Here is a 14,877-nt window from a genome sequence, read left to right as displayed (position 1 = left end):
AGGAGTAATACAATGGCAGTTGTTAAATGTAAACCGACATCTCCGGGTCGTCGCCACGTCGTTAAAGTGGTTAACCCAGAGCTGCACAAGGGCAAACCTTTTGCTCCGTTGCTGGAAAAAAACAGCAAATCCGGTGGTCGTAACAACAATGGCCGTATCACCACCCGTCATATCGGTGGTGGCCACAAGCAGGCTTACCGTATTGTTGACTTCAAACGCAACAAAGATGGTATCCCGGCAGTTGTTGAACGTCTTGAGTACGATCCGAACCGCTCCGCGAACATCGCGCTGGTTCTGTACAAAGACGGCGAGCGCCGTTACATCCTGGCCCCGAAAGGCCTGAAAGCTGGTGACCAGATTCAGTCTGGCGTTGATGCTGCAATCAAAGCAGGCAACACCCTGCCGATGCGCAATATCCCGGTTGGTTCTACCGTTCATAACGTAGAAATGAAACCAGGTAAAGGCGGTCAGCTGGCACGTTCCGCTGGTACTTACGTTCAGATCGTTGCTCGTGATGGTGCTTATGTCACCCTGCGTCTGCGTTCTGGTGAAATGCGTAAAGTCGAAGCAGACTGCCGCGCTACTCTGGGCGAAGTTGGCAATGCTGAGCATATGCTGCGCGTTCTGGGTAAAGCAGGTGCTGCACGCTGGCGTGGTGTTCGTCCTACCGTTCGCGGTACTGCGATGAACCCAGTAGACCACCCACATGGTGGTGGTGAAGGTCGTAACTTTGGTAAGCACCCGGTATCCCCGTGGGGCCTGCAGACCAAAGGTAAGAAGACCCGCAGCAACAAGCGTACTGATAAATTCATCGTACGTCGCCGTAGCAAATAATTTTAGAGGATAAGCCATGCCACGTTCTCTCAAGAAAGGTCCTTTTATTGACCTGCACTTGCTGAAGAAGGTAGAGAAAGCGGTGGAAAGCGGAGACAAGAAGCCCCTGCGCACTTGGTCCCGTCGTTCAACGATCTTTCCTAACATGATCGGTTTGACCATCGCTGTCCATAATGGTCGTCAGCACGTTCCAGTCTTTGTTTCCGACGAAATGGTTGGTCACAAACTGGGTGAATTCGCACCGACTCGTACTTATCGCGGCCACGCTGCTGATAAAAAAGCGAAGAAGAAATAAGGTAGGAGGAAGAGATGGAAACTTTAGCTCAACATCGCCATGCTCGTTCTTCTGCTCAGAAGGTTCGCCTCGTAGCTGACCTGATTCGCGGTAAGAAAGTGTCGCAGGCCCTGGATATTCTGACCTACACCAACAAAAAAGCTGCTGTACTGGTCAAGAAGGTACTGGAATCTGCCATTGCTAACGCTGAACACAACGATGGCGCTGACATTGATGATCTGAAAGTTGCGAAAATTTTCGTAGACGAAGGCCCGAGCATGAAGCGCATTATGCCGCGTGCTAAAGGTCGTGCAGATCGCATCCTGAAGCGCACCAGCCACATCACTGTGGTTGTGTCCGATCGCTGAGACTCTGGAGACTAGCAATGGGTCAGAAAGTACATCCTAATGGTATTCGCCTGGGTATTGTCAAACCATGGAACTCTACCTGGTTCGCGAACACCAAAGAATTCGCTGACAACCTGGACAGCGATTTTAAAGTACGTCAGTTCCTGACAAAAGAACTGGCTAAAGCGTCTGTATCTCGCATCGTTATCGAGCGTCCGGCTAAGAGCATCCGTGTGACCATTCACACTGCTCGCCCGGGTATCGTTATCGGTAAGAAAGGCGAAGACGTAGAAAAACTGCGCAAGGTCGTAGCGGATATCGCTGGCGTACCTGCACAGATCAATATTGCCGAAGTTCGTAAGCCTGAACTGGACGCTAAATTGGTTGCTGACAGCATCACTTCTCAGCTGGAACGTCGCGTTATGTTCCGTCGTGCGATGAAGCGTGCTGTACAGAACGCAATGCGTCTGGGCGCTAAAGGTATCAAAGTTGAAGTTAGCGGCCGTCTGGGCGGCGCGGAAATCGCACGTACCGAATGGTACCGTGAAGGTCGCGTACCGCTGCACACTCTGCGTGCTGACATCGACTACAACACCTCTGAAGCGCACACCACTTACGGTGTAATCGGCGTTAAGGTATGGATCTTCAAAGGTGAGATCCTGGGTGGTATGGCTGCTGTTGAACAACCGGAACCGGCTGCTCAACCTAAAAAGCAGCAGCGTAAAGGCCGTAAATAAGGAGCGTCGCTGATGTTACAACCAAAGCGTACAAAATTCCGTAAAGTGCACAAAGGCCGCAACCGTGGTCTGGCGCAGGGTACGGATGTTAGCTTCGGCACTTTCGGTCTGAAAGCTGTTGGCCGTGGTCGTCTGACTGCCCGTCAGATCGAAGCAGCACGTCGTGCTATGACCCGTGCAGTTAAGCGTCAAGGTAAGATCTGGATCCGTGTATTCCCGGACAAACCGATCACCGAGAAGCCGCTGGAAGTTCGTATGGGTAAAGGTAAAGGTAACGTGGAGTACTGGGTTGCCTTGATTCAGCCGGGTAAAGTCCTGTATGAAATGGACGGTGTACCGGAAGAGCTGGCCCGTGAAGCATTCGGCCTGGCAGCAGCGAAACTGCCGATCAAAACCACCTTTGTAACTAAGACGGTGATGTAATGAAAGCAAAAGAGCTGCGTGAAAAAAGCGTTGAAGAGCTGAACGCTGAGCTGCTGAACCTGCTGCGTGAGCAGTTCAACCTGCGTATGCAGGCTGCAAGTGGCCAGCTGCAACAGACTCATCTGCTGAAGCAAGTGCGTCGTGATGTTGCACGCGTTAAGACTTTACTGACTCAGAAGGCGGGTGCGTAATGACCGATAAAATCCGTACTCTGCAAGGTCGCGTAGTTAGCGACAAAATGGAGAAATCCATTGTTGTTGCTATCGAACGTATGGTGAAACACCCGGTATACGGCAAATTCATCAAACGTACGACCAAACTGCACGTACATGACGAGAACAACGAATGCGGTATCGGTGACGTGGTTGAAATCCGCGAATGCCGTCCGCTGTCCAAGACTAAGTCCTGGACGCTGGTTCGCGTTGTAGAGAAAGCGGTTCTGTAATAGAGTACGCATTCTCGATACGGATAAACGGCTCAGCGATGAGCCGTTTATTTTTTCTACCCATATCTGGTTTGTGGTGTTATAATGCCGCGCCCTCGATATGGGGCTTTTTAACGACCCTAATTTTCGGGTCTCAGTAGTAGTTGACATTAGCGGAGCACTAAAATGATCCAAGAACAGACTATGCTGAACGTCGCCGACAACTCCGGTGCACGTCGCGTAATGTGTATCAAGGTTCTGGGTGGCTCGCACCGTCGCTACGCAGGCGTAGGCGACATCATCAAGATCACCATCAAGGAAGCAATTCCGCGTGGTAAGGTCAAAAAAGGTGATGTGCTGAAGGCGGTAGTGGTGCGCACCAAGAAGGGTGTTCGTCGCCCGGACGGTTCTGTCATTCGCTTCGATGGTAATGCATGCGTTATTCTGAACAATAACAGCGAGCAGCCTATCGGTACGCGTATTTTTGGGCCGGTAACTCGTGAACTTCGTACCGAGAAGTTCATGAAAATTATCTCTCTGGCACCAGAAGTACTCTAAGGAGCGAATCATGGCAGCTAAAATCCGTCGTGATGACGAAGTTATCGTGTTAACCGGTAAAGATAAAGGTAAACGCGGTAAAGTAAAAAATGTCCTGTCTTCCGGCAAGGTCATTGTTGAAGGTATCAACCTGGTTAAGAAACATCAGAAGCCGGTTCCGGCCCTGAACCAACCAGGCGGCATCGTAGAGAAAGAAGCAGCTATTCAGATCTCTAACCTTGCTATCTTCAACGCGGCAACCGGCAAGGCTGACCGTGTAGGCTTTAGATTCGAAGACGGCAAAAAAGTCCGTTTCTTCAAGTCTAACAGCGAAACTATCAAGTAATTTGGAGTAGTACGATGGCGAAACTGCATGATTACTACAAAGACGAAGTAGTCGCTAAACTCATGACTGAGTTTAACTACAATTCTGTCATGCAAGTCCCTCGGGTCGAGAAGATCACCCTGAACATGGGTGTTGGTGAAGCGATCGCTGACAAGAAACTGCTGGATAACGCAGCAGCTGACCTGACAGCAATCTCCGGTCAAAAACCGCTGATCACCAAAGCACGCAAATCAGTTGCAGGCTTCAAAATCCGTCAGGGCTATCCGATCGGCTGTAAAGTAACTCTGCGCGGCGAGCGCATGTGGGAGTTCTTTGAGCGCCTGATCACTATTGCTGTACCGCGTATCCGTGACTTCCGTGGCTTGTCCGCTAAGTCTTTCGACGGCCGTGGTAACTACAGCATGGGTGTCCGTGAGCAGATCATCTTCCCAGAAATCGACTACGATAAAGTCGACCGCGTTCGTGGTTTGGATATTACCATTACCACTACTGCGAAATCTGATGAAGAAGGCCGCGCTCTGCTGGCTGCCTTTGACTTCCCGTTCCGCAAGTAAGGTAGGGTTACTTAATGGCTAAGCAATCAATGAAAGCACGCGAAGTAAAGCGCGTGGCTTTAGCTGATAAATTCTTCGCTAAACGCGCTGAACTGAAAGCTATCATCTCTGATGTGAACGCAACCGACGAAGATCGTTGGAACGCTGTTCTCAAGCTGCAGACTCTGCCGCGTGATTCCAGCCCGTCTCGTCAGCGTAATCGCTGCCGTCAAACAGGTCGTCCGCATGGTTTCCTGCGGAAGTTCGGGTTGAGCCGTATTAAGGTCCGTGAAGCCGCTATGCGCGGTGAAATCCCGGGTCTGAAAAAGGCTAGCTGGTAATTGTCACCAATTGAATCACGGGAGTAAAGACAGATGAGCATGCAAGATCCGATCGCGGATATGCTGACCCGTATCCGTAACGGTCAGGCCGCGAATAAAGCTGCGGTCACCATGCCTTCCTCCAAGCTGAAAGTGGCAATTGCCAACGTGCTGAAGGAAGAAGGCTTTATTGAAGATTTTAAAGTTGAAGGCGACATCAAGCCGGAACTGGAACTGACTCTTAAGTATTTCCAGGGTAAAGCTGTTGTAGAAAGCATTCAGCGTGTCAGCCGCCCAGGTCTGCGCATCTACAAACGTAAAGATGAGCTGCCGAAAGTTATGGCGGGTCTGGGTATCGCAGTTGTTTCTACCTCTAAAGGTGTTATGACTGATCGTGCAGCGCGCCAGGCTGGTCTTGGTGGCGAAATTATCTGCTACGTAGCCTAATCGGAGGAAAAAATGTCTCGTGTTGCTAAAGCACCGGTCGTTGTTCCTGCCGGCGTTGATGTTAAAGTCAACGGTCAGGTTATTACGATCAAAGGTAAAAATGGCGAGCTGACTCGTACTCTCAACGATGCTGTTGAAGTTAAACATGCAGATAATGCTCTGACCTTCGGTCCGCGTGATGGTTACGTAGACGGATGGGCTCAGGCTGGTACCGCGCGTGCCCTGCTGAACTCAATGGTTATCGGTGTTACCGAAGGCTTCACTAAAAAGCTTCAGCTGGTTGGTGTAGGCTATCGTGCAGCGGTTAAAGGGGATGTAGTAAACCTGGCTTTAGGTTTCTCTCATCCTGTTGAACATAAGCTGCCGGCCGGTATCACTGCAGAATGTCCGACTCAAACTGAAATCGTGCTGAAAGGCGCTGATAAGCAGGTGATCGGCCAGGTTGCAGCAGATCTGCGCGCCTACCGTCGTCCTGAGCCTTATAAAGGCAAGGGTGTTCGTTACGCCGACGAAGTCGTGCGTACCAAAGAGGCTAAGAAGAAGTAAGGTAACACTATGGATAAGAAATCTGCTCGTATCCGTCGTGCGACCCGCGCACGCCGCAAGCTCCAGGAGCTGGGTGCAACTCGCCTGGTGGTACATCGTACCCCGCGTCATATTTACGCACAGGTAATTGCTCCGAATGGTTCTGAAGTTCTGGTAGCTGCTTCTACTGTAGAAAAAGCTATCTCTGAACAACTGAAGTACACCGGTAACAAAGACGCGGCTGCAGCTGTGGGTAAAGCTGTTGCTGAACGCGCTCTGGAAAAAGGCATCAAAGATGTTTCCTTTGACCGTTCCGGGTTCCAATATCATGGTCGTGTCCAGGCACTGGCAGATGCTGCCCGTGAAGCTGGCCTTCAGTTCTAAGGTAGAGGTGTAAGATGGCTCACATCGAAAAACAAGCTGGCGAACTGCAGGAAAAGCTGATCGCGGTAAACCGCGTATCTAAAACCGTTAAAGGTGGTCGTATTTTCTCCTTCACAGCTCTGACTGTAGTTGGTGATGGTAACGGTCGCGTTGGTTTTGGTTACGGTAAAGCGCGTGAAGTTCCAGCAGCGATCCAGAAAGCGATGGAAAAAGCCCGTCGCAACATGATTAACGTCGCGCTGAACAACGGCACCCTGCAACACCCGGTTAAAGGTGTTCACACGGGTTCTCGTGTATTCATGCAGCCAGCTTCCGAAGGTACCGGTATCATCGCCGGTGGTGCAATGCGCGCCGTTCTGGAAGTTGCTGGGGTTCATAACGTTCTGGCTAAAGCATACGGTTCCACCAACCCGATCAACGTGGTTCGTGCAACTATTGATGGCCTGGAAAATATGAATTCTCCAGAAATGGTCGCTGCCAAGCGTGGTAAATCCGTTGAAGAAATTCTGGGGAAATAAACCATGGCAAAGACTATTAAAATTACTCAAACCCGCAGTGCAATCGGTCGTCTGCCGAAACACAAGGCAACACTGCTTGGCCTGGGTCTGCGTCGTATTGGTCACACCGTAGAGCGCGAGGATACTCCTGCTGTTCGTGGTATGGTCAACGCGGTTTCCTTCATGGTTAAAGTTGAGGAGTAAGAGATGCGTTTAAATACTCTGTCTCCGGCCGAAGGCTCCAAAAAGGCGGGTAAACGCCTGGGTCGTGGTATCGGTTCTGGCCTCGGTAAAACCGGTGGTCGTGGTCACAAAGGTCAGAAGTCTCGTTCTGGCGGTGGCGTACGTCGCGGTTTCGAGGGTGGTCAGATGCCTCTGTACCGTCGTCTGCCGAAATTCGGCTTCACTTCTCGTAAAGCGATGATCACCGCAGAGATCCGTCTCTCCGATCTGGCTCACGTAGAAGGCGATGTAGTAGACCTGAACGCGCTGAAAGCGGCAAACATTATCGGTGTCCAGATCGAGTTCGCGAAAGTGATCCTGTCTGGTGAGGTAACTCGTCCGGTAACTGTTCGTGGCCTGCGTGTGACTAAAGGTGCTCGTGCTGCTATCGAAGCTGCTGGCGGTAAAATTGAGGAATAAGTAGCAGATGGCTAAACAACCGGGATTAGATTTTCAAAGTGCCAAAGGTGGCCTTGGCGAACTGAAACGCAGACTTCTGTTTGTGGTCGGTGCGCTGATAGTGTTCCGTATTGGCTCTTTTATTCCGATCCCTGGTATTGATGCCGCTGTACTTGCCAAACTGCTTGAGCAACAGCGAGGCACCATCATTGAAATGTTCAACATGTTCTCTGGTGGTGCTCTCAGCCGTGCTTCTATCTTTGCACTGGGGATTATGCCGTATATCTCGGCATCTATCATCGTGCAGCTGCTGACGGTGGTTTACCAACCGCTGGCAGAGCTGAAGAAAGAAGGGGAGTCTGGTCGTCGTAAGATCAGCCAGTACACCCGCTACGGTACTCTGGTGCTGGCGATATTCCAGTCGATCGGTATTGCTACCGGTCTGCCGAATATGCCTGGTATGCAGGGCCTGGTGATTAATCCAGGCTTTGCGTTCTATTTCACCGCTGTTGTAAGTCTGGTCACAGGGACTATGTTCCTGATGTGGCTCGGCGAACAGATCACTGAACGCGGTATCGGTAACGGTATCTCGATCCTGATCTTCGCCGGGATCGTTGCGGGACTCCCGCCGGCCATCGCCCATACTATCGAGCAAGCGCGTCAAGGCGACCTGCACTTCCTCCTGTTGCTGTTGGTTGCAGTATTAGTATTTGCAGTGACCTTCTTTGTTGTATTCGTTGAACGTGGTCAACGCCGCATTGTGGTAAACTACGCGAAACGGCAGCAGGGTCGTCGTGTCTATGCTGCACAGAGCACACATTTACCGCTGAAAGTGAATATGGCGGGGGTAATCCCGGCAATCTTCGCTTCCAGTATTATACTGTTCCCGGCAACCATCACGTCATGGTTCGGGGGTGGTACTGGTTGGAACTGGCTGACAACAATTTCGCTGTATTTGCAGCCTGGGCAACCGCTTTATGTGTTACTCTATGCGTCTGCAATCATCTTCTTCTGTTTCTTCTACACGGCGTTGGTTTTCAACCCGCGTGAAACAGCAGATAACCTGAAGAAGTCCGGTGCATTTGTACCAGGAATTCGTCCGGGAGAGCAAACGGCGAAGTATATCGATAAAGTGATGACTCGCCTGACTCTGGTTGGTGCGTTGTATATTACTTTTATCTGCCTGATCCCGGAGTTCATGCGTGACGCGATGAAAGTGCCGTTCTACTTCGGTGGGACATCGCTGCTTATCGTTGTTGTCGTGATTATGGACTTTATGGCTCAAGTGCAAACTCTGATGATGTCCAGTCAGTATGAGTCTGCATTGAAGAAGGCGAACCTGAAAGGCTACGGCCGTTAAAACTGGTCGCCCGAGAAGTTACGGAGAGTAAAAATGAAAGTTCGTGCTTCCGTCAAGAAATTATGCCGTAACTGCAAAATCGTTAAGCGTGATGGCGTCATCCGTGTGATTTGCAGTGCCGAGCCGAAGCATAAACAGCGCCAAGGCTGATTTATTCGCATATTTTTCTTGCAAAGTTGGATTGAGCTGGCTAGATTAGCCAGCCAATCTTTTGTATGTCTGTACGTTTCCATTTGAGTATCCTGAAAACGGGCTTTTCAGCATGGTACGTACATATTAAATAGTAGGAGTGCATAGTGGCCCGTATAGCAGGCATTAACATTCCTGATCACAAACATACCGTAATCGCTTTAACCGCTATTTTCGGTATCGGCAAAACCCGTTCTAAAGCTATCTGCGCTGAAACGGGCATCGCTGAAAATGTTAAGATCAGTGAGCTGTCTGAAGAACAAATTGATATTCTGCGTGAAGCAGTAGGTAAATTTGTCGTTGAAGGTGATCTGCGCCGTGAAATCACCCTGAGCATCAAGCGTCTGATGGACCTTGGTTGCTACCGTGGTTTACGCCATCGTCGTGGTCTTCCGGTTCGCGGTCAGCGTACCAAGACCAACGCACGTACCCGTAAGGGTCCGCGTAAACCGATCAAGAAATAATCGGGGTGATTGAATAATGGCAAAGGCACCAGTTCGTGCACGTAAGCGTGTAAGAAAACAAGTCTCTGATGGCGTGGCTCATATCCATGCTTCTTTTAACAACACCATCGTTACTATCACTGATCGTCAGGGTAACGCACTGGGTTGGGCAACAGCCGGTGGTTCCGGTTTCCGTGGTTCTCGCAAATCCACTCCGTTTGCAGCTCAGGTTGCAGCAGAGCGTTGCGCAGAAGCCGTAAAAGAATACGGCATCAAGAATCTGGAAGTTATGGTCAAAGGTCCGGGTCCGGGTCGCGAATCTACCATTCGTGCACTGAACGCCGCTGGTTTCCGCATCACTAATATTACTGATGTGACTCCGATCCCTCATAACGGTTGTCGTCCGCCGAAAAAACGTCGCGTATAACGCTACGTTTTCCAGGTTAGTTGGAGAAAGAAAATGGCAAGATATTTGGGTCCTAAGCTCAAGCTGAGCCGTCGTGAGGGCACCGACTTATTCCTTAAGTCTGGCGTTCGCGCGATCGATACCAAGTGTAAAATTGAACAAGCTCCTGGCCAGCACGGTGCGCGTAAACCGCGTCTGTCTGACTATGGTGTGCAGTTGCGTGAAAAGCAAAAAGTTCGCCGTATGTACGGTGTGCTGGAGCGTCAGTTCCGTAACTACTATAAAGAAGCAGCACGTCTGAAAGGCAACACCGGTGAAAACCTGTTGGCTCTGCTGGAAGGTCGTCTGGACAACGTTGTATACCGTATGGGCTTCGGCGCCACTCGTGCTGAAGCACGCCAGCTGGTTAGCCACAAAGCGATTATGGTAAACGGTCGTGTTGTTAACATCGCTTCTTATCAGGTTAAAGCGAATGACGTTGTCAGCATTCGTGAGAAAGCGAAAAAGCAATCTCGCGTGAAAGCCGCTCTGGAGCTGGCTGAGCAGCGTGAAAAGCCAACCTGGCTGGAAGTTGATGCTGGCAAGATGGAAGGTACGTTCAAGCGTCAGCCGGAGCGTTCTGATCTGTCTGCGGACATTAACGAACACCTGATCGTCGAGCTTTACTCCAAGTAAAGCTTAGTACCAAAGAGAGGACACAATGCAGGGTTCTGTGACAGAGTTTCTAAAACCGCGCCTGGTCGATATCGAGCAAGTGAGTTCGACGCACGCCAAGGTGACCCTTGAGCCTTTAGAGCGTGGCTTCGGCCATACTCTGGGTAACGCACTGCGCCGTATTCTGCTCTCATCGATGCCGGGTTGCGCGGTGACCGAGGTTGAGATTGATGGTGTACTGCACGAGTACAGCACCAAAGAAGGCGTTCAGGAAGACATCCTTGAAATCCTGCTCAACCTGAAAGGGCTGGCGGTGAGAGTTCAGGGTAAAGATGAAGTCATCCTTACTTTGAATAAATCTGGCATTGGCCCTGTGACTGCAGCCGACATTACCCACGACGGTGATGTCGAAATCGTCAAGCCGCAGCACGTGATTTGCCACCTGACTGATGAGAACGCTGCTATTAGCATGCGTATCAAAGTTCAGCGCGGTCGCGGTTATGTGCCGGCTTCTGCCCGAATTCATTCGGAAGAAGATGAGCGCCCAATCGGCCGTCTGCTGGTCGACGCCTGCTACAGCCCTGTAGAGCGTATTGCCTACAATGTTGAAGCTGCGCGTGTAGAACAGCGTACCGACCTGGACAAGCTGGTCATCGAAATGGAAACCAACGGCACAATCGATCCTGAAGAGGCGATTCGTCGTGCGGCAACCATTCTGGCTGAACAACTGGAAGCTTTTGTTGACTTACGTGATGTACGTCAGCCAGAAGTGAAAGAAGAGAAACCAGAGTTCGATCCGATCCTGCTGCGCCCTGTTGACGATCTGGAATTGACTGTCCGCTCTGCTAACTGCCTCAAGGCAGAAGCTATCCACTATATCGGTGATCTGGTACAGCGTACCGAGGTTGAGTTGCTGAAAACGCCGAACCTGGGTAAAAAATCTCTTACTGAGATTAAAGACGTGCTGGCTTCCCGTGGACTGTCTCTGGGCATGCGCCTGGAAAACTGGCCACCAGCAAGCATTGCTGACGAGTAACCGGATCACAGGTTAAGGTTTTACTGAGAAGGATAAGGTCATGCGCCATCGTAAGAGTGGTCGTCAACTGAACCGCAACAGCAGCCATCGCCAGGCTATGTTCCGTAACATGGCAGGTTCGCTGGTTCGTCATGAAATCATCAAGACGACCCTGCCGAAAGCGAAAGAACTGCGTCGCGTAGTTGAGCCGCTGATTACTCTTGCCAAGACTGATAGCGTTGCTAATCGTCGTCTGGCATTCGCCCGCACTCGTGATAACGAGATCGTGGCAAAACTGTTTAACGAGCTGGGCCCGCGTTTCGCGAGCCGCGCCGGTGGTTACACTCGCATTCTGAAGTGTGGCTTCCGTGCAGGCGACAACGCGCCGATGGCATACATCGAGCTGGTTGATCGTGCTGAGCCGAAAGCAGAAGCTGCTGCAGAGTAATCTGTAGTAACGTAAAAAAACCCGCCCCGGCGGGTTTTTTTATATCTACCGCATCCCCACTTCACTACACTATCTGTACTCTTTTTGTTCATCCCCCGGAGCCGTAGAATGTGGTTACTGGATCAGTGGGCGGAACGCCATATCCTCGATGCCCAAACTAAAGGTGAGTTCGATAACTTACCCGGCAGCGGCGAGCCGCTGACTCTCGATGACGATTCGCATGTGCCGGCGGAGCTGCGGGCAGGTTATCGCCTTCTGAAGAATGCTGGATGCCTTCCCCCGGAGCTGGAGCAGCGAAGAGAAGCGGTGGCACTGGCTGATTTACTGAAGGGCGTCCGCCAGGACGATCCGCGTCATGCTGAACTGAGCAAACGGCTTGCCTTGCTCGAACTGAAGCTTCGTCAGGCTGGCCTGAGTACCGACTTTTTACGCGGTGAGTATGCCGAGGCTTTGCTACAAAGAATGAATCAGGAGTAAATATGTATCGTATTGGTGAGCTGGCTAAGCTGGCTGACGTCACGCCAGATACCATCCGTTATTATGAGAAACAGCAAATGATGGATCATGACGTGCGCACCGAGGGGGGATTTCGTCTTTACTCGGATAACGATCTTCAGCGGCTACGCTTTATTCGCTATGCCCGTCAGCTGGGCTTCACTCTGGAAGCGATCCGCGAATTATTGTCGATCCGTATCGATCCGGAGCACCATACCTGCCAGGAATCGAAAGGGATCGTTCAGGCGCGATTAAGCGAAGTCGAGGCGCGGATCAAAGAGTTACAGACGATGCGTCGCTCTTTGCAGCGGCTTAATGATGCCTGCTGTGGGACTGCGCACAGTAGTGTTTATTGTTCGATTCTTGAGGCCCTTGAACAAGGCGCCAGCAATGGCGGTACGGGACGTTGATTTTTTCATCGCGCGGATCTACACTCGCGCGGAATTCACACATGCACTGGAGTTTATATGAGTCGCTATCAGCATACTAAAGGGCAAATTAAAGATAACGCCATTGAGGCACTTCTCCACGATCCGTTATTCAGGCAGCGTGTAGAGAAAAACAAGAAAGGGAAAGGAAGCTATCAACGTAAAGATAAACATGCAGGAAGGATTGACCGGGAGGCCAGTGGCAAGCAAGCGAATCGCTTTTTTACCACTGGCCTTCTGCTTTCGGTGCTGATTAAGAACGGTTGTTTTGCTCTTTCAGCAGATCGCGAATTTCGCTCAGCAGGACTTCTTCTTTAGAAGGAGCTGGCGGCGCCGCCGGAGCCTCTTCTTTCTTACGATTTAACTTATTCATCAGTTTAATCGCCATGAAGATGGCAAACGCGACGATGATGAAATCGAAAACGTTCTGAATGAATACCCCATAATGCATCACGACAGCCGGGACATCGCCCTGGGCATCACGTAGCGTGACGGCAAACTGTTTAAAATCGATCCCGCCAATCAACAGGCCGAGTGGTGGCATAATAATATCTGCGACCAGCGATGAAACAATTTTACCGAATGCTGCACCGATGATCACACCCACTGCCAAATCGACAACGTTCCCGCGCATCGCGAATTCGCGAAACTCTTTTAAAAAACTCATTTTATTCTCCTTGTGCCAGCTGACGTTGTAAGTTTAACAAATGTATTTTCATTTGCCATTCCCAGTAGATAGTTACCGCAAAATATTAACCTTTGAATAATAAGGGATAATAAAAAGGCGCCTGTTCGGCGCCCTGGGAATTACAGGAAGAAAGGACTTGGCTGGAACAGCCTTTCTACATCGGAAATAAACTTCTTATCGGTCAAAAACATGATCACATGATCGCCCTGCTCGATCCGCAGATTATTATTCGCGATCATTACGTCGTTGCCCCGCACAACGGCGCCGATGATCGTACCTGGCGGCAGCTTGATCTCATCGATCGAACGCCCGACCACCCGGGAGGTGCTCTCATCACCGTGCGCCACGGCCTCAATCGCTTCGGCAACACCGCGGCGAAGGGAGGAGACGCCGACAATATCGGCTTTACGAACATGGCTGAGGAGTGCGGAAATTGTGGCCTGTTGAGGTGATATCGCGATATCAATGACACTGCCCTGGACCAGATCCACGTAGGCTCTGCGCTGGATCAGCACCATCACTTTTTTCGCGCCCATTCGCTTCGCCAGCATCGCCGACATAATGTTTGCTTCATCGTCGTTAGTGACGGCAATAAACAGGTCCACCTGATCAATATGCTCTTCAGCCAGCAGCTCCTGGTCCGATGCATCACCGTAGAAGACGATTGTATGCTGCAGCTTTTCCGCAAGCTCAGCGGCTCGCTGCTGATTACGTTCGATAAGCTTGACGCTGTAATCTTTTTCCAGCTTATGGGCCAGACCCGCGCCAATATTGCCCCCGCCGACCAGCATAATACGCTTATACGGCTTTTCCAGTCGCTGCAGTTCGCTCATGACCGCGCGAATATGCTGCGAGGCGGCAATAAAGAATACTTCATCGCCGGCTTCCACAATCGTCGAACCCTGTGGGCGAATAGGACGATCGTGGCGGAAAATAGCGGCCACACGCGTATCGATATGCGGCATATGCTCCCGCATGGTGGACAACGCATTCCCTACCAGCGGACCACCGTAATAGGCTTTTACTACGGCGAGGCTGACTTTCCCTTCGGCGAAGTTCACGACCTGAAGCGCGCCAGGATATTCGATCAGCCGGTGAATATTGTCGATGACCAGCTGTTCCGGGGCGATTAAGTGATCGATGGGCACCGCTTCAGAATTGAAGAGCTTATCCGCATCACGAACGTAATCAGGCGCACGAATACGCGCAATACGGTTTGGGGTATTGAATAATGAGTAGGCGACTTGACAGGCCACCATATTGGTTTCATCCGAACTGGTGACCGCTACCAGCATATCGGCATCATCGGCTCCCGCCTCGCGCAGTACGCGAGGGTGAGAGCCATGTCCCTGGACGACACGCAGGTCGAACTTATCCTGCAGGCTGCGCAAACGGTCACCATTGGTATCAACCAGCGTAATATCATTGTTCTCGCCGACAAGGTTTTCCGCCAGCGTGCCGCCGACCTGGCCGGCGCCCAGAATAATAATCTTCATCTGCAG

General features: G+C 51.1%; 29 protein-coding genes. 27 read left to right on the top strand and 2 right to left on the bottom strand.

The window, feature by feature from the left end:
- Positions 1-12: 12 nt before the first annotated feature.
- The 27 genes from rplB (at position 13) to SPE70_RS23850 (ending at position 13,005) form a co-directional block, all read left to right on the top strand.
- Entirely contained in the window at positions 13-834 is an 822-nt protein-coding gene (gene rplB / locus SPE70_RS23980; RefSeq protein ID WP_002919786.1) for a 50S ribosomal protein L2, read from the top strand.
- 16 nt (positions 835-850) lie between these two features.
- Positions 851-1,129, top strand: coding sequence for a 30S ribosomal protein S19 (gene rpsS, locus SPE70_RS23975; RefSeq protein ID WP_001138115.1), 279 nt, complete (start codon positions 851-853; stop codon positions 1,127-1,129).
- A 14-nt stretch (positions 1,130-1,143) separates the two neighbouring features.
- Entirely contained in the window at positions 1,144-1,476 is a 333-nt protein-coding gene (rplV, locus tag SPE70_RS23970) for a 50S ribosomal protein L22 (RefSeq protein ID WP_002919773.1), read from the top strand.
- A 17-nt stretch (positions 1,477-1,493) separates the two neighbouring features.
- Positions 1,494-2,192, top strand: a complete 699-nt coding sequence (rpsC, locus tag SPE70_RS23965; protein ID WP_002919766.1) for a 30S ribosomal protein S3 — start codon at positions 1,494-1,496, stop codon at positions 2,190-2,192.
- Positions 2,193-2,204: 12 nt separating this feature from the next.
- A complete protein-coding gene (gene rplP, locus SPE70_RS23960; RefSeq protein ID WP_002919759.1) occupies positions 2,205-2,615 on the top strand; it encodes a 50S ribosomal protein L16 in 411 nt (136 codons plus the stop codon).
- A complete protein-coding gene (gene rpmC / locus SPE70_RS23955; RefSeq protein ID WP_002919754.1) occupies positions 2,615-2,806 on the top strand; it encodes a 50S ribosomal protein L29 in 192 nt (63 codons plus the stop codon). Before rplP ends, rpmC begins: the two co-directional genes overlap by 1 nt.
- On the top strand, positions 2,806-3,060 hold the full coding sequence (gene rpsQ, locus SPE70_RS23950; RefSeq protein WP_004106347.1) for a 30S ribosomal protein S17: 255 nt from the start codon (positions 2,806-2,808) through the stop codon (positions 3,058-3,060). Before rpmC ends, rpsQ begins: the two co-directional genes overlap by 1 nt.
- 165 nt (positions 3,061-3,225) lie before the next feature.
- Positions 3,226-3,597 (top strand): 50S ribosomal protein L14, encoded by a 372-nt coding sequence (gene rplN, locus SPE70_RS23945; RefSeq protein WP_002919748.1) that lies wholly within the window; start codon positions 3,226-3,228, stop codon positions 3,595-3,597.
- A 10-nt stretch (positions 3,598-3,607) separates the two neighbouring features.
- The gene (rplX, locus tag SPE70_RS23940) at positions 3,608-3,922 is read left to right on the top strand and encodes a 50S ribosomal protein L24 (protein ID WP_003031122.1); all 315 of its coding nucleotides are present in this window, start codon (positions 3,608-3,610) and stop codon (positions 3,920-3,922) included.
- A gap of 14 nt (positions 3,923-3,936) precedes the next feature.
- Positions 3,937-4,476, top strand: a complete 540-nt coding sequence (rplE, locus tag SPE70_RS23935) for a 50S ribosomal protein L5 (RefSeq protein WP_003031123.1) — start codon at positions 3,937-3,939, stop codon at positions 4,474-4,476.
- A gap of 14 nt (positions 4,477-4,490) precedes the next feature.
- Positions 4,491-4,796, top strand: a complete 306-nt coding sequence (rpsN, locus tag SPE70_RS23930) for a 30S ribosomal protein S14 (protein ID WP_002919667.1) — start codon at positions 4,491-4,493, stop codon at positions 4,794-4,796.
- Positions 4,797-4,829: 33 nt separating this feature from the next.
- A complete protein-coding gene (rpsH, locus tag SPE70_RS23925) occupies positions 4,830-5,222 on the top strand; it encodes a 30S ribosomal protein S8 (RefSeq protein WP_008807048.1) in 393 nt (130 codons plus the stop codon).
- A gap of 12 nt (positions 5,223-5,234) precedes the next feature.
- Positions 5,235-5,768: a 50S ribosomal protein L6 gene (gene rplF, locus SPE70_RS23920; protein WP_008807049.1), complete on the top strand. Its 534-nt coding sequence runs from the start codon at positions 5,235-5,237 to the stop codon at positions 5,766-5,768.
- 9 nt (positions 5,769-5,777) lie between these two features.
- Complete coding sequence (gene rplR / locus SPE70_RS23915) at positions 5,778-6,131, top strand: 50S ribosomal protein L18 (RefSeq protein ID WP_006817270.1); 354 nt, start codon at positions 5,778-5,780, stop codon at positions 6,129-6,131.
- Between the two features lie 14 nt (positions 6,132-6,145).
- The gene (rpsE, locus tag SPE70_RS23910) at positions 6,146-6,649 is read left to right on the top strand and encodes a 30S ribosomal protein S5 (protein WP_000940121.1); all 504 of its coding nucleotides are present in this window, start codon (positions 6,146-6,148) and stop codon (positions 6,647-6,649) included.
- Between the two features lie 3 nt (positions 6,650-6,652).
- The gene (rpmD, locus tag SPE70_RS23905; RefSeq protein ID WP_001140434.1) at positions 6,653-6,832 is read left to right on the top strand and encodes a 50S ribosomal protein L30; all 180 of its coding nucleotides are present in this window, start codon (positions 6,653-6,655) and stop codon (positions 6,830-6,832) included.
- Between the two features lie 3 nt (positions 6,833-6,835).
- A complete protein-coding gene (gene rplO / locus SPE70_RS23900; RefSeq protein ID WP_002919516.1) occupies positions 6,836-7,270 on the top strand; it encodes a 50S ribosomal protein L15 in 435 nt (144 codons plus the stop codon).
- Positions 7,271-7,277: 7 nt separating this feature from the next.
- Positions 7,278-8,609 (top strand): preprotein translocase subunit SecY, encoded by a 1,332-nt coding sequence (gene secY, locus SPE70_RS23895; protein WP_008807050.1) that lies wholly within the window; start codon positions 7,278-7,280, stop codon positions 8,607-8,609.
- Positions 8,610-8,642: 33 nt separating this feature from the next.
- Positions 8,643-8,759, top strand: a complete 117-nt coding sequence (gene rpmJ, locus SPE70_RS23890; RefSeq protein ID WP_000868187.1) for a 50S ribosomal protein L36 — start codon at positions 8,643-8,645, stop codon at positions 8,757-8,759.
- Positions 8,760-8,905: 146 nt separating this feature from the next.
- Positions 8,906-9,262, top strand: a complete 357-nt coding sequence (rpsM, locus tag SPE70_RS23885) for a 30S ribosomal protein S13 (RefSeq protein WP_002919259.1) — start codon at positions 8,906-8,908, stop codon at positions 9,260-9,262.
- 16 nt (positions 9,263-9,278) lie between these two features.
- Positions 9,279-9,668 carry a 30S ribosomal protein S11 gene (rpsK, locus tag SPE70_RS23880; RefSeq protein WP_004388621.1) on the top strand — a complete coding sequence of 130 codons (390 nt, stop codon included), beginning with the start codon at positions 9,279-9,281 and terminating at the stop codon, positions 9,666-9,668.
- A 33-nt stretch (positions 9,669-9,701) separates the two neighbouring features.
- Positions 9,702-10,322, top strand: a complete 621-nt coding sequence (gene rpsD / locus SPE70_RS23875; RefSeq protein WP_002919224.1) for a 30S ribosomal protein S4 — start codon at positions 9,702-9,704, stop codon at positions 10,320-10,322.
- A 25-nt stretch (positions 10,323-10,347) separates the two neighbouring features.
- Positions 10,348-11,337 carry a DNA-directed RNA polymerase subunit alpha gene (locus tag SPE70_RS23870; protein WP_002919219.1) on the top strand — a complete coding sequence of 330 codons (990 nt, stop codon included), beginning with the start codon at positions 10,348-10,350 and terminating at the stop codon, positions 11,335-11,337.
- A gap of 40 nt (positions 11,338-11,377) precedes the next feature.
- Complete coding sequence (rplQ, locus tag SPE70_RS23865) at positions 11,378-11,764, top strand: 50S ribosomal protein L17 (protein WP_002919206.1); 387 nt, start codon at positions 11,378-11,380, stop codon at positions 11,762-11,764.
- 108 nt (positions 11,765-11,872) lie between these two features.
- A complete protein-coding gene (locus SPE70_RS23860) occupies positions 11,873-12,241 on the top strand; it encodes a DnaJ family domain-containing protein (protein WP_008807052.1) in 369 nt (122 codons plus the stop codon).
- A gap of 2 nt (positions 12,242-12,243) precedes the next feature.
- On the top strand, positions 12,244-12,669 hold the full coding sequence (gene zntR / locus SPE70_RS23855; RefSeq protein ID WP_008807053.1) for a Zn(2+)-responsive transcriptional regulator: 426 nt from the start codon (positions 12,244-12,246) through the stop codon (positions 12,667-12,669).
- Positions 12,670-12,726: 57 nt separating this feature from the next.
- Positions 12,727-13,005 (top strand): alternative ribosome-rescue factor A, encoded by a 279-nt coding sequence (locus SPE70_RS23850; protein WP_008807054.1) that lies wholly within the window; start codon positions 12,727-12,729, stop codon positions 13,003-13,005.
- Here the strand turns inward: SPE70_RS23850 and mscL are convergent.
- Positions 12,941-13,354 (bottom strand): large-conductance mechanosensitive channel protein MscL, encoded by a 414-nt coding sequence (gene mscL, locus SPE70_RS23845; RefSeq protein WP_004145325.1) that lies wholly within the window; start codon positions 13,352-13,354, stop codon positions 12,941-12,943. The two genes, SPE70_RS23850 and mscL, sit on opposite strands and share 65 nt — an antisense overlap.
- A 140-nt stretch (positions 13,355-13,494) precedes the next feature.
- Positions 13,495-14,871 carry a Trk system potassium transporter TrkA gene (gene trkA, locus SPE70_RS23840; RefSeq protein WP_008807055.1) on the bottom strand — a complete coding sequence of 459 codons (1,377 nt, stop codon included), beginning with the start codon at positions 14,869-14,871 and terminating at the stop codon, positions 13,495-13,497.
- Positions 14,872-14,877 lie beyond the last annotated feature (6 nt).

It is taken from the genome of Klebsiella sp. ZJOU C1 (assembly GCF_035620215.1).
Taxonomy (GTDB): Bacteria; Pseudomonadota; Gammaproteobacteria; order Enterobacterales; family Enterobacteriaceae; genus Klebsiella; species Klebsiella variicola.
This window is presented reverse-complemented; position numbering and strand designations above follow the sequence as displayed.